Below are 14,478 nucleotides of genomic sequence, written 5' to 3' on the forward strand. Positions count from 1 at the left end.
TTGATCCTTATTTCCTGTCAGTATTTCTGTGAACGTTTTTCGCTGTTGCGGGTGCAAAAGTACACAACAATTCCAGTTACGCAAGGCTTTTTCCAAACTATTTTTATTCTTTTTCTTAACACTCTCATAACTCGCAGGTTATAATCGAAGTTTTTTCTGCTCCTTGTGGGGTTTTTCCTCGTTTGGCCATTGTTTCTCTTGTTTTACCGCAAAGGCGCCAAGTCACAAAGCCTTCTTTTCTACACTTTTTGATATTGAAAACACGCAAAGGCGCTGGGTTTTTAATTCGCTTTCTTGTCAAAACGTCTTTTGCTTCCGAAATTTTCTTCTGAAAACTGGTGTCCCAGCCCCGATAGCAGTGGAAATCCTTTTGTTTTTTCCTTTAAAAAGCAAAAGATTGAAGCGCATAGCGGGAAATAGCTCCTTATTATAACAAAATTCAATTTTTAAATCCCAAATTCCAAAAACTGACCGCTGAAGGCTTCGACTTCGCTCAGTCTGACACCACTATATACTATAGAGTATTATATATACGTTGCGCATTAGACGCACTGCGGTGCGTCTCTACAGAAAGCCTGAATTTAATTACTCTTATATATATGTATAAAAAACAAACCTGACAGATTTTGAAAACCTGTCGGGTTGTGGGAATGAAATCTACTCTTATATATAGTATACTTATATATGTATACTTTCGTTTAAGTTATCGATAGCTTCTTTTGTGATTTGAATGCTTTTTAATTTTGCCTGATGATTAAAGATTGGGCTTGTTACCATTAGTTCGTCTATTCTTGCATAGTCAATGAACTTTTTCAAATCGGTTATTAATTGTTCTTTGTTTCCTGTGAAAGTTCCAGCTGTCATTTGATTCACATGGAAACGTTCTTGCTCATTCATTATATCGTCTAATGATGGAACCGGCGGCTGTAAACCTTTACGGTCGTTTCTTATTAAGTTCAGAAACATTTGATACAAACTTGTCGACAATAGTTCTGCCTCTTCGTTTGTGTCTGCTGCAATTATATTGACGCATGCCATTGTTTTTGGCTTGTCTAAATATTCTGAAGGCTGGAAGTTTTCTCTGTAAAATTCAAATGCTTGGATCATTAGCTTTGGTGCAAAGTGTCCAGCAAAAGCATAAGGCAAACCGTAAGCTGCCGCTAAAGCTGCGCTATCCATACTTGATCCTAAAATCCAAATTGGGACTTTTAAGCCTTCGGCTGGGAATGCACGTACTTTTCCTGTTTCATTTTCGCTTGAAAAATACTCTTGAAGTTTGCTTACGTTTTGCGGAAAACGCTGTGCCTGCTCAAAAAAGTCTTTACGAATTGCTTCGGCAGTTGGCTGATCTGTTCCTGGTGCTCTTCCTAAACCTAAATCGATTCGGTTGGGATAAAGCGTTTCCAGAGTTCCAAATTGTTCGGCAACTACTAAAGGAGAATGATTCGGCAACATAATTCCGCCAGAACCTACTCGGATGTTTTTGGTCTGACTTGCCACATAACCAATTAAAACCACTGTTGCTGTACTTGCAACGTGTGCCATATTGTGATGTTCTGCAAGCCAAAAACGCTTGTATCCTAAAGTATCTGCTAATTGCGCTATGTCTTTTGTTTTTTGAAATGTTTCTTTGGCATTGCTATCCTGAGTGATGATAGCGAGGTCTAATAATGAGACTGAAATTGAGTTTTTCATATAAAAAATGCTAGTCTACAAAATTAACTCATTTATACGGATGCCTTTTGTTTTCTAATGTTAATAGATTTATAATATTTCTAAAACTATTCAAAAGTGTATTTTTCAATAATTAATTATTGTTTTACAATAATTAATTATACATTTGCAATATCAATCTAACTTTTCATTATATGAAGACAACTCATATTGTATCTAGAATATTATTTTACTTTACTCGATTTTTGTCTGTGGTTTATTTCTTTTTGGCCGCATATTCTGTTTTCACTTTAACAACAGGATTGTTTTTGACATTTAAAGATAACGGAAAGTATTTTCAGGTTTGTTATCCGTTTACTACTCATCCAATAATGTTAGGTGATTACAATCTGCCATATATTCTTTTTGATTTTTTGGCTCCGCTGAGTTTATACGGACTTTTCTTTTTATTGAGCAGTAATGTCTTTAAAGTATTTTTTCAGCCTAAACTGTTTACTCAAAATGGAATTTCTCATTTAAGGCGTTTCTATTTATCCAATTTACTAATCCCGAGTATTGTAATTTTTGTGGCTTTCTTTTTTGTTCCGCTGGATAATGAAGTTTCGCTTTTTATTCTATTGCACGGAATGCTTGGTGTTTTCGCTTACTTTTTAGCAGCCATATTTAAACAAGGTTTAAACCTTCAGAACGAACAAGACTTATTTATATAACTATGCCAATAATTGTAAATGTTGATGTAATGCTTGCTAAACGCAAGATGCAGAGTAAAGAGTTGGCAGAAAAACTAGATATTACGCCTGCCAATTTATCGATTCTAAAAACTGGAAAAGCAAAAGGAATTCGATTTGATACTCTCGAAGCTATTTGTAAAATATTGGATTGTCAGCCTGGCGATATTTTAGAATACGTGGCAGAATAGCTTTCTTTTAAATCTTATTTCACTCTTAATAAATCGGTTTTTGAAGCCGACAGGTATTCTATTGCCTAATTTTTTCAAATCACATTTTAATTCAATCATCTAAATCAATCAAAAAATGAACAGTTTATCAATTCAAAATCTCAACAAAACGTATGAGAACGGCACAAAAGCGATTGACCAATTATCACTTGAAATTACAAACGGAATGTTTGGTTTACTGGGACCAAACGGCGCTGGAAAATCGACTTTAATGCGAACTATTGTCGCTTTGCAGGAACCGACTTCGGGAATTATTGAATTTAACGGAACTAACATTCTGGAAAATCCAATGTTTATCAGGCAAAATTTGGGGTATCTACCACAGGAATTTGGCGTTTTTCCTAAAATTTCTGCTTATCGCCTGCTCGATCATTTGGCGGTTTTAAAAGGAATCGTGGATAAAAAGGAACGTCACGATCAAATTTTATATTTATTACAGCAGACGAATTTATTGCAACACAAAGACAAAGCGGTTCATTCTTTTTCCGGCGGTATGCGTCAGCGCTTTGGAATTGCTCAGGCTTTACTTGGAAATCCGAAGATAATTATTGTGGACGAACCTACTGCGGGACTTGATCCGGAGGAAAGAAACCGATTTAACAATTTGCTGAGCGAAATTGGCGAAAGCATTATCGTGGTTTTATCGACTCATATTGTAGAAGACGTTCGTGACTTGTGTCCAAAAATGGCGATTATCTCTAACGGAAAATTGATTTTGGAAGGAAAACCAAATGAAGCGATCGATTCTTTGAAAGATAAAATCTGGATGAAGGCGATTGAAAAAGCAGAACTAAAGAACCATCAATCGAACTTTAACATCATTTCGTCCAACTTAAATTCAGGAAAAATCAATATTCATGTTTTTTCAGATGAAAGGCCAGATTCTGGTTTCGAATTGATCTCGCCCGATTTAAGCGATGTTTATTTTAGTGTTTTAGCTCAAAATCAACTTAAAAATCAGTGTTATGCTTTCTAAATTAATTCAATTTGAATGGCATAACAATACCAGAAGCTGGACTTTTTATGCCACTTTTATCATTTATTTGGTCTTAGGATTTTTTGTGAGTGCTTTTGCGAATTTCTCTTTTTCGGGTGCTTACAAAAATAGTCCGTATGTGCTTACTTATGCGATTGGTCTAATTTCGCTGATGACGATATTTTCTATTACACTTCAGGTTGCGCAAAGTTTTTTAAAAGAATATGAAACTAAACTCGATTCGATTATTTTCTCTGCTCCTATTTCTAAGTTTCATTATTTGGCTCCAAAGTTTATTACGGCATTTATAATCGCCGTAGTTTCTTTTGGAATGTTTATTGTTGGAATGATCGTTGGCCATCAAATGTCGTGGCTTTCTAAAAGCGAGATTGGTCTTTTTGAAATTATAAATTATCTCTGGCCGTATTTTGTCATTGTGATTCCGAATATTTTTCTGTGCCTTTCTATATTAACGGCTTTGGCCTGGATTACTAGAAGCAAACTCTTTATTTATGCTGGAGGTTTATTAATCTACATCTTATATATAGCAGGTTCGATTTTTTCTAATTCGCCCATCTTTGCAAATGCTTCTCCGTCTTCGGCGAAAGCCATGTCTTTATCGGCAAAAATAGATCCGTTTGGTTTGGGAGCGTTTTTAGAACAAACAAGATATTGGACTGCAATTGAAAAAAATACCGAATTGGTTTCGCTTTCCGGTAACTTTCTTTTCAATAGAATGCTGTGGTTTTCTGTTGCGATACTTTTACTTTTTGTTTCGTATCGATTGTTTTCTTTCCGAAAAACAAAAACTAAAAAGATAAAAACACCAAAAAACATTTCAAAAGAAACAAAAGTCCTTTCTTCGGAAATTCCAAAAAACATCGAATTCAAAACTTTCAGGCAAAATTGGGCGGTTTTTAAAAGCAATATCAAGCTGGATATTTTTTTAGTTCTAAAAGGAATTCCGTTTTTATTGATTGTTCTTTTGTTTTCGGGATTATTGGCAATCGAAATTTCGGATGAACTTGACGGCGGAATCCGATTAGCCGAAAAAATTACGGATACTGCTCTGATGATTTCAACGATAATGGATCGTCTACCGTTTATTCTAATTTTAATTCTCCTTTTTTACAGCAATGAATTAGTAAACCGAAGCGAAAATTCGAGATTTGAAATGCTTGAAAATACTGCACCGTATTCTCAATTTGTAATTTTACTATCAAAACTAACGGCACTTTTTATTATTCCGTTAATCATAATCAGCATTAGTATTTTGATTGGATGCAGTTTTCAAATTGTGAATTCGAATGCTCCAATCGAAATTGGTCTTTATCTTTCTTTGTTTTATTATCTTGGTTTTCCGTTGTTGTTGATCTCGATTTTGGTAATTGCGATTCAGACGTTTATTAAAAATAAATATATCGGACTTTCCGTTGCTTCTTTTATATGTCTTCTATTTTGCACCGGAATTGGAGAGCAATTGGGAATTTCACATCCTTTACTGCGATTTGGAGACGCTTTTAAAAGAGAGTATTTTGATTTGAATGGTTTCGGAAAATACACTTTCCCGTTTCATATTTCGATGCTGTACAATTTCGGATTGGCCTTACTGCTTCTTACTTTGACTGGAATTTTATGGAAAAGAAATGTTTCAATCGTAAAAACCTTTCGAAGAAATTCATTTAATGGCATTCAAAAAGTAACTTTCTTCTTGGGAATTATTCTTTTTATTGGTTTTGGAAGTTATCTTTTTTATAAAACGAATATCGAATATCTGTATTTGACCGAAGAAGATCAGAATAACTGGAGCGAGAAATATGAAAATCAATTTAAAAAATACACTAATCTGCCTCAGCCCACGATTGTTTCTGTAAAAAACAAAGTCGATTTATTTCCTGAGGAAAATCGTTATGAAGTAAAAGGCACTTATGAATTGATCAATAATTCTGAAAAACCTATTGATAGTTTACTCCTATATATAGATCGAAATTCAAAACTGACTTCTGTTGAAATTCCGCATTCGAAAAATCTGGACGATGTTTCGGTATTTCATCATTATTGGTATCGATTGGAAAAACCTTTACAACCTCAGCAGAAAATGAGAATGAGTTTTTCTTTTGAGTCTTCGTGGTCGCCATTTAAAGGACATACTTCTTTTAATTCTATAATCGAAAATGGCTCTTTTATGCGAATAAGCCGTTACTTCCCGCTTTTTGGTTATCAGGAATCGAATGAAATCAGCAGTAAAAAAGAGCGCACTAAAAGACATTTGAAACCACAGACGCCTCTTAAAAAGCTGGAAGACAAATCGGAAATTAAATATGATTTTGTTGATTATGATGCTGTAGTTTCGACTTCTAAAAATCAAACGGCGATTGGTGTTGGGGATTTAATTGGAAATTGGACAAAAAACAACCGCAATTATTTTCATTATAAATCTAATGGTAAGATTCCGTTTCGATTTGCTTTTTCTTCTGCGGAATATGAAATTCAAAAAACGAATTATAAAGGTATTTCGATTGAAGTTTTTTATGATAAAAGGCATTCTAGAAACATCAAAAAACTAATTCAGGATGTAAAAAACACTTTAGATTACTGCCAAACTAATTTTGGCAAATATCCTTATAAAACAATTCGTTATGCCGAAGTTTCTGCTTTCGCCGATGGATTTGCGGCGACTTCTTATCCGTCGACGGTTTTTATGAAAGAGAATTTCGGCTTCTACAGCAACCTCAACAACAAGGATAAGGAAGATGTAATTAATCAATTAACGGCTCATGAATTGTCGCATGAATGGTGGGGAAATTCACAGATCAATCCAGAACAAAAAGAAGGAAGCTGGATTTTGACCGAAACTTTGGCGCAATACACGGAATTGATGCTTTATGAAAAAGAACATGGTGTAGAAAAAGCACTCGAAACTTTAAAAATTCATCTGGATTTGTATTTGAGCAGTCGAAGTTACGATCCTGAAACACCTTTGTATAAAACGAATTACGAAACTCCGCATTTACCTTATGACAAAGGAATGCTGGTGATGCATCAACTTCGAATTTTAATTGGTGAAGAAAAAGTAAATCTTGCTTTGAAAAATTTTCTGAATCATAATAAATATCCAAATCCGTTTCCTGATTCTGAAAGTTTATTAAAGGAAATTTATGGGGTTACTGATCAAAAACTGTATTCTAAATTAGATGAAATGTTTAAGCAGATTATTACGTATTCGTCAAAAATAGAATCAGATGCAAGTAGTAGAAAGAATGGTTTTTATGAAGTTTCTTTTAAAGCAGTTTCTGAAAAATTCAGAGAAAATGCAACTGGAGAACGAAAACCAATTGCAAACGATGCTACAATAGATATTGGAATTTACGATGAAAACGGAAAATTATTTCGTTATCCTTTCGCTATCAAAAACAATAAAATTGAAGGGAAAATTAAACTCAAAACAAAACCTCAACGCGTTGTGATTGATCCGTATTTAATGAATATTGATACTTTTATTAAGGACAACGAGAAAGAAATAGATTAGTTTATTTCTTGTGCATAATTTTTAAACACATAGAAACATAGATTTTGTTACTGATGAAAGACGTTTCACTTGCATAAATACACATAGTTATCTATGTGTTAGAAACTAGTTTCTTTTTATTTCCTTTTTTAGATAAAGAAAAAACTATGTTTCTATGTGTTTATTTTTATTTCAATTGAATGAAAATCTGTTTGTGGGTTGTTTTTCCGTTGTCTTTTATTTTCAAATCTTTGGGTGATTCGATTTCAAACTTAGATGGCGTTTCTATATTTAATGAAATGTCTCTGTGTCGAAACGCTTCTGGAATTTCGGGAAGTATAATTGTAACTTCTATTTCTTTTTTGTTCTGCTTGTATTCTATTTTGATGCGGTCTCTTAACCAAATGTATTCGTAAACTTCCTGCCACGGCGCCATCCAGATAGAATCATTTCCTTTTTCTCCGTAGTTATTGGCAAGCATTGTCATATAATATTTAAAATCGGGAAAACGCATACTTAAATTCCACAGATTTCCATTTCCTGTTCCGTGCGTGAAATCATTAAACCAAACTGGTTCTGAATGTTTTACGATTGAATCTATGGTTTTTAAATAACGATCCATTGTTTTGAAACTGAGTGTATCTTTTGAACTCAACACAAAAGTTCTGGCAGAAATCATTTTATCTAAATCAACTTTTGAATTCACTTTATAAACTGGACCAGTACCTTTATAAGAAGCAACAGAAAGGAATCCGTTAGCCAAAGCTTCTTTTTCATATTCTAAATGATAATCGGGATCGCCTTCTCCGCCTGGAACTACAAAATGTGACATGGTGAATTTTAGATTTTGCTTTATTGAAGCTGTATTTTCGGTCACTTCTGTTTTGTAATTTGTTCCGTGTTTGGTTGCATGATGAAAACTATGGTTCAGAATATCCCAGCCAGCATTGTACATTTCTTTAATTTCTGACCATGAAAGATGTCCACGGTTTTCAGGTAGATCACGAACTGATCCGCCATTGATAGCCAAAGCCAGTTTAAACTGAATTTTATTTCCGAATCCGTCTGAATAAAAAAGTCCTTTTGAAGTTGTTCCATCTCCGCCCTGATCGACTTTCCATTCGTTTTTATCCGGATTACTGATTTTTCCACCATTCAATAACGGGAAAGCCGTTAAATAAGCTGAACGATATCCATCATCAAGTGTAAAACTGTAAGCAAAATGTTTGTTGAATTTTAATGGTGAAGCTTTTATTTCTACTTTGCTTTCTGATTTTAGTTTTATTTTAAAGGAAATATTTTGCGAATAAATAGTATTGAAAGAACATTGAAGTAAAAGAATAAAAACGAATAAAAGTGCTTTGATCTGTAAACTTGGTAATTTCATTTTTTAGGTTAGTTAGATTTTTTAAAGGTACATTTTCTTTAAAAACAAACTACCAAATGCTGTAGAATTGTACGCGGATGAGCCGGATTTGCTATCGCAAAGACATTGATTTACACCGATTTTTTTTAAGATGCGAATGAGAAATCCGTTTTTATCCGCGTTTTCGCAAAGCGAATCTGTCTCATCCGCGTCTAATTTTCCATTGTGAACATTCAAAAAAATGATATTTCAATACATTAAAAGGTATTTAACGAAATATAATAATTACAATTGAGTCGAAACCTCATCAACTCGGTAATAATAAGACTTTTTTAAACAGGCATATAGATTGTATCTTAAAATATAACCTAAAATTCCTGCTATGTATCTTTCTAATACAAAAACGATTGTGTTTATTTCGGGAGCTTTTGTGAGTCATTTTTATTGGGAAGCATGGCTTGCTTTTTTTGAAAACAAAGGATACAAAGTGGTCGCTCCGCCCTGGCTTCATAAAAATGATTCGGTAGAAAATTTAAAAAAACAGAATCCGTGTGCAAAAATTGGATCCATTACTTTATTTGATCTTTTGTGTTATTATACCGAAATCATTGAAAAACTTCCAACAAAACCTATTTTAATGGGACATTCGTATGGCGGACTTTTAGTGCAATTGCTACTACAGAAAGATTTGGCCGAAGCGGGAATCTGTATCAATTCTTTTCCTCCAAAAGGTTTTACAACTTCCAAATTTTCGTTCTATAAAACTATTTTAGGTTATACGTGGAATGTTTTCTCTTATAAAAAAACATTGATTCTATCTTATAAAGACTGGCAAAATAGCTTTTTTATTAATGTATCTGCCGAAGAACAGAAAAAAGAATACGAGAAATTAATTATTCCGGAATCTAAAAAAGCGCTTCGAAGTCTATTCTCAAAAAATGCTCAAATCAATTTCAAGAAAAAACATGTTCCGCTGTTTTTTATTTCTTGTTCAGAAGACGAAATAATTCCTCCAAAACTCGTTTTGTGTAATTTCAAAAAACATAGAAATGTGCATTCTATAACTTGTTATAGGGAATTTAAAAACAAAAATCATTTTGTAATTCTACAGCCTGAATGGGAGGAAGTCGCTGAATGTATTTCAAAATGGATTGAGAAAGTTAGTTGATTATTCTTTAAACACATAGAAACATAGATTTTGCTACTGTTGAAAGGCATTTCACTTTTAATAAAACACATAAACTAAGTGTTAGAAACTAGTTTCTTTTTGCTTTCTTTTTTAGATAAAGAATAAACTATGCCTCTATGTGTTTAATATTTGCACATCAAATTAACTTATTTCTCTCTTAATTTCAAGTTTTTTGATTTTCGAATTTAAAGTCGAAGGATGAATATCCAGAATTTCGGCTGCTCCGCCTGCTCCTGAAATTTTCCCATTACATTTTTTGAGTATATATAAAATGTAGTCACGCTCATTTTCCATGATTGTTTTAATTGAAAATGAATCGGTGTTTTGCTGTTGTGCGTGTATTTTGGATGAAGGCGAAAACTCGATATTTTTAATCGTATTGCCTTCGGTGAGTAAAATAGTGCGTTGAATAAGGTGTTCTAATTCCCTGATATTTCCTGGCCAGTCGTAATTCATAATCTGCTGCAAAGCATTTTCTGAAAGTACGGGAGCTTTTCGGTTCATTCTTTCACTGTAGATATTTATGAAATGATCTGCCAGTTCTGGAATATCTTCTTTTCTCTTTTTTAAGGACGGAACCATTATTGGAAAAACATGCAGACGATAATATAAGTCCATTCTAAAACGTCCTGCTGCGACTTCTTCTTCCAGATTTTTATTGGTTGCCGCGATAATTCGCACATCGATTTTTATAGGCATCAATCCGCCAATACGTTCGATTTCTCGTTCTTGTAAAACACGCAATAATTTGACCTGAAGTTCAAGAGGCATCTCTCCTATTTCATCTAAGAAAATTGTTCCACCGTTTGCGAGTTCAAATTTCCCGATTCGTTTTTCAGTTGCTCCGGTAAAAGCACCTTTTTCATGTCCGAACAAAAGAGATTCAGCGAGATTTTCGGGAATGGCACCACAGTTTATTATAATTAATGGTTTGTCTTTTCGTGGAGATAAATCGTGAATGCTTTTAGCTATCTTTTCTTTTCCTGTTCCGCTTTCTCCTAAAATTAAAACTGAAGTATCAGACGGAGCTACTTTTTTGATGTAATTGAAAACCGTTACCATTTGCGAACTGTTTCCAATTATACCTTCAAAACCTAATTTTACATTTTCTGTTTTTTCTTTTTTTATAGGAATCTCTTTTGGTTCAACACGAATTATTGGCTCAGCCAAATAAAAACGGGAAATAAACTGAGAAAAAATATTTTCAAGATTTAATAATAATTTCAGATTTTCATCTGAATACACATTAAAATTACGACTGTAAAAGGTAAAACAAAAACGCTGTGAAATCGCAATAGAAAGTGGGAAAACCAAATACGATTTAATTCCGAAATTATGCGAAATAATACCTTTTATCGGAGCCGCCTGAAAATTATTTATCAAAGATTCTTCGCTGTAAATAATAGGTTTTATATCTATTTGAGATTTGATATAAGTTTCATTTAATTCTCGAATGGATATTTCGGCAATCTGCGAAAGCTTTTCTATATTGATAATTTGATATTGATCGATATTTTTTCGGATGATTCCGAGGTTTGAATATTGTTCTGCATTTACAAATCCGGCTTCCAGATAATCAAAAGAAATAAAAGTCTGAATGCTTTTAGCGAAAGCTAACAAAGCGTCTTCGAGCTTTAGATTGGAATTGATCAATTCCGTTATCTCATTTTTCAAATCCAATTGTTGCATTAACTGAGATTCCAGACTGTATTTCTGTCTGTAAAAGGCAATCTCCAACGTGGTTAAAATATCTTGTTCCCGAAACGGTTTTACGATAAATCCGTATGGATGAGTTGTCTTCGCCTGATCTAAAATTCCTTTGCTCGAATTGGCCGAAACAAAAATAAAACCAATGTTTTTTTCTTTTAAAATATGAGCAAGATCAATTCCAGTTTGGTTTCCTTTCAGCATAATATCTACAAATACCAAGTCTGGTTTTTGGGTCTGAATTACTTCCAAAGCCTGATCAACAGAACGTACAATTCCGATGACACTATAGTTTGCCTTTTCGAGAATTAATTGCAGATCATGCGCTTCAATAAACTGATCTTCCACAATTAAAATTTGCTTTTGTAAGTTGTTATTTTCAGATTGGGTGCTTATTTCAGACACAGTTCCCATAAATGTAGTATTTGTAATATTATATTTTTATAATTATCTGGTATAAAATTAGTTAAATAACACAAGTAATTTCAGTGTTTCCGAAATTTTATATCAAAAAAATCATATTTAATGTGAATTTTCCTGATATTTTTTAAAAAAGTCAGACTTCTTTCTTTCTATATTTGTTTACCAAAACCAATCCAAAAAACTAATTTATAACCTGTTATGAAACGAATCATTTTCTATTTGATTTTGCTTATAAGTTATGCTTCGGCGGGGCAATTATCTTCAGCTGTTGCCAAATATGATCTTCCTAAGAAAAGATTATTAATCCAGGCCTGTTCTATGTATTTGTTCAATGCCAATCAAGGTGCTATCGATGTAGACAGTTCGGTAGTTTTAGCTTGTAAGGCTTATAAACTTCCTGTGGGTCTTGCCTATGATGAAGGTTTTAATGACGGCTCGTATCTTATTGGAAAAGATTTAATAGAAAAAGGAGATATCAATTCAGTAGAAAGACTTCTGGCAAAAACCAAAGGGGAAGACAGAATCAAATTATCACTTCAATTAGGAAATTTTTATCTTTTTAAACCAGGCACCAAACCCGAAGATCTTCAAAATGCCAGAACTTATATTGATGACGCTGTCCGCACAAGCAATCAGCTTAAAAATAAAAAATGGCAACATCAGAGTTTACTATTGCTGGGAAAATATTTTTATCAGGCCAATAATCAGCCGGAAGGCAAAAAAATATTTTTAGAGGTTATATCCGAATGCAGAAAACAAAATGACAAAAAAGCGCTTGCCGAAGCCTTGGACGCTTATGGAACTCTTTTACTCAATTTAGATCCCGAAAAAGAAAAGATTCTGCAAGAAACCGTTTCGCTTTATTCTTCTTTAGGATTGGAAGAAAAGAGAATCGAAAACTACATGAAAATCACCACCATTTATTTCTGGACAGGAAAAATAAATGACGCAAAAAAGAGGTTATATAAAAATTTAGTTGATTTACGAAAAATTGGTTTTACACATCAGCAGTTTGCTGAAACTACAATTGTTTTTATCGAATTAGCCCAGAGAAATATTCCAACTGCATTATACTACGCATTAAAAAGTGTAAAAAGAATGGAAGCAGAAAAAGATTATACCTTTGGCGACATTTTTTATATGCGTTTGGGCGATGTTTACAATCACTATGGCCATCATGAAGAAGCATTACAACTCTATAAAAAGAGTATCGAAATTGGGCAGCATACTTTTGATACTGGTACCTGGTATAAAAGTTTTTTCAACTCTGTTGCAGCTTTATCTCTAAAAGGAAAAACAAAAGAAGCTTTAGAGTATATACGTTTTATGACTACAAAATATCCTCCAAAAAGTACTTTTGATAAAATGTCGGTTGCTTATATTACAGCCAATTGTTACGATGAATTAGGAAATTTTGTTCAGGCCGAAAAGTATTTTAAAAAAACTTATCAGTACGCCGAACAACTACATTCACCTGAGACATTTAGAGAAGTGATGCATCAAAATACAATAATCGCCTTATTTTATATTAAAACTAAAAGGCCAAAAGAAGCCAAATTTTATGCTGATAAAGTCTTTGCTTCTTTAAAACCACATGATATAAGATATACTTCTGAAGCACTTAAACTTTTATCATACAAAACAGACTCTATTAATGGTGATTATAAAACGGCTTTAGAGCATTATAAAGAATATAACAGAATAAGTGATTCTCTTCATGGTGTAAATAAAAACAAACAAATTGACGAACTTAAAATTCAATACGAAACACAAAATCAAGAACATAAAATCAAATTATTAAATCAGGAATCTAATTTAAAAGGAATCGCTTTAAAGAAATCCAAAATGCTGAACAGTGTTTCGATCTGGAGTTTGGTTTTACTTTTAATTACTGTTGGATTATTGTACAATCGTTATCGTTTGAAACAGCGAAATAACGTAAAATTAGAATTAAAAGAAAAGGAAATCAGCAAAGTAAATGCCAACCTGAGACATTTACTTGAGGAAAAAGAATGGCTTTTAAAGGAAATCCATCATCGTGTAAAAAATAATCTGCAGACTGTAATTAGTCTACTTAATTCACAATCTGCATATTTGGAAAATGATATGGCTTTGTCGGCAATTAAAAACAGCCAGCACAGAATTCATTCGATGTCTTTGATTCATCAGAAATTGTATAATTCTGAGAATATTTCGACTATTAATATGCTAAATTATATTAAAGAATTGGTCGAATATTTACGTGAATCTTTCTCCCTTGGGCAGAGAATTCGTTTTGAAATAAAAGTTGATCCGTTAGAATTAGATGTAGCGCAGGCTGTTCCGCTTGGATTGATTTTGAACGAGGCGATTACGAATTCTATTAAATATGCTTTTCCAAACGACCGAACGGGAATGATTTATATTACGCTTGAAGCGAAAGACGAAAAACAATATGTACTGACTATTTCTGATAACGGAATTGGTTTTGACCCAAACCTTAACGATAAAAAAGCAAACTCTTTCGGAATGAGTTTAATAAGAGGTTTGAGTGATGATATTGACGGAAATTTGACCATGGAAAATAATAACGGAACGATTCTAAAAATTGAATTTTCGCAAGAATTTCCGTTGAACCCGAAAAGGAAATCGATTTAAACCTAAATTTGTACATCAAATAACTATTCGGTTTTAGCTT

Annotated in this window: 9 protein-coding genes; 6 read left to right on the plus strand and 3 right to left on the minus strand. The window is 33.1% G+C overall.

What is annotated here, in order from left to right:
- Positions 1-678: 678 nt before the first annotated feature.
- Complete coding sequence (locus tag GSY47_RS15380; protein WP_179001022.1) at positions 679-1,695, minus strand: LLM class flavin-dependent oxidoreductase; 1,017 nt, start codon at positions 1,693-1,695, stop codon at positions 679-681.
- Between the two features lie 173 nt (positions 1,696-1,868).
- Here GSY47_RS15380 and GSY47_RS15385 point away from each other — a divergent pair, with 173 nt between their 5' ends.
- The 4 genes from GSY47_RS15385 (at position 1,869) to GSY47_RS15400 (ending at position 7,137) form a co-directional block, all read left to right on the plus strand.
- A complete protein-coding gene (locus tag GSY47_RS15385; protein WP_179001024.1) occupies positions 1,869-2,384 on the plus strand; it encodes a DUF2975 domain-containing protein in 516 nt (171 codons plus the stop codon).
- 2 nt (positions 2,385-2,386) lie between these two features.
- Positions 2,387-2,593 (plus strand): helix-turn-helix domain-containing protein, encoded by a 207-nt coding sequence (locus GSY47_RS15390; RefSeq protein ID WP_012024053.1) that lies wholly within the window; start codon positions 2,387-2,389, stop codon positions 2,591-2,593.
- 115 nt (positions 2,594-2,708) lie between these two features.
- Positions 2,709-3,608: an ABC transporter ATP-binding protein gene (locus GSY47_RS15395; RefSeq protein WP_179001026.1), complete on the plus strand. Its 900-nt coding sequence runs from the start codon at positions 2,709-2,711 to the stop codon at positions 3,606-3,608.
- Complete coding sequence (locus tag GSY47_RS15400) at positions 3,598-7,137, plus strand: ABC transporter permease/M1 family aminopeptidase (RefSeq protein WP_219071457.1); 3,540 nt, start codon at positions 3,598-3,600, stop codon at positions 7,135-7,137. Before GSY47_RS15395 ends, GSY47_RS15400 begins: the two co-directional genes overlap by 11 nt.
- Positions 7,138-7,303: 166 nt before the next feature.
- On the opposite strand, the gene GSY47_RS15405 is transcribed toward GSY47_RS15400, so the two are convergent.
- Entirely contained in the window at positions 7,304-8,503 is a 1,200-nt protein-coding gene (locus GSY47_RS15405) for a polysaccharide deacetylase family protein (protein ID WP_179001029.1), read from the minus strand.
- 361 nt (positions 8,504-8,864) lie between these two features.
- Between GSY47_RS15405 and GSY47_RS15410 the strand changes: the two genes are divergently transcribed.
- A complete protein-coding gene (locus GSY47_RS15410) occupies positions 8,865-9,650 on the plus strand; it encodes an alpha/beta fold hydrolase (protein ID WP_218651369.1) in 786 nt (261 codons plus the stop codon).
- 162 nt (positions 9,651-9,812) lie between these two features.
- On the opposite strand, the gene GSY47_RS15415 is transcribed toward GSY47_RS15410, so the two are convergent.
- Positions 9,813-11,792 carry a sigma 54-interacting response regulator gene (locus tag GSY47_RS15415; RefSeq protein ID WP_179001031.1) on the minus strand — a complete coding sequence of 660 codons (1,980 nt, stop codon included), beginning with the start codon at positions 11,790-11,792 and terminating at the stop codon, positions 9,813-9,815.
- 207 nt (positions 11,793-11,999) lie between these two features.
- On the opposite strand from GSY47_RS15415, the gene GSY47_RS15420 reads away from it, so the two are divergent.
- Positions 12,000-14,438 carry a tetratricopeptide repeat-containing sensor histidine kinase gene (locus GSY47_RS15420; RefSeq protein ID WP_219071458.1) on the plus strand — a complete coding sequence of 813 codons (2,439 nt, stop codon included), beginning with the start codon at positions 12,000-12,002 and terminating at the stop codon, positions 14,436-14,438.
- Positions 14,439-14,478: the final 40 nt, after the last annotated feature.

Origin of the sequence: Flavobacterium quisquiliarum, from assembly GCF_019308285.1 — a bacterium.
Taxonomy (GTDB): domain Bacteria; phylum Bacteroidota; class Bacteroidia; order Flavobacteriales; family Flavobacteriaceae; genus Flavobacterium; species Flavobacterium quisquiliarum.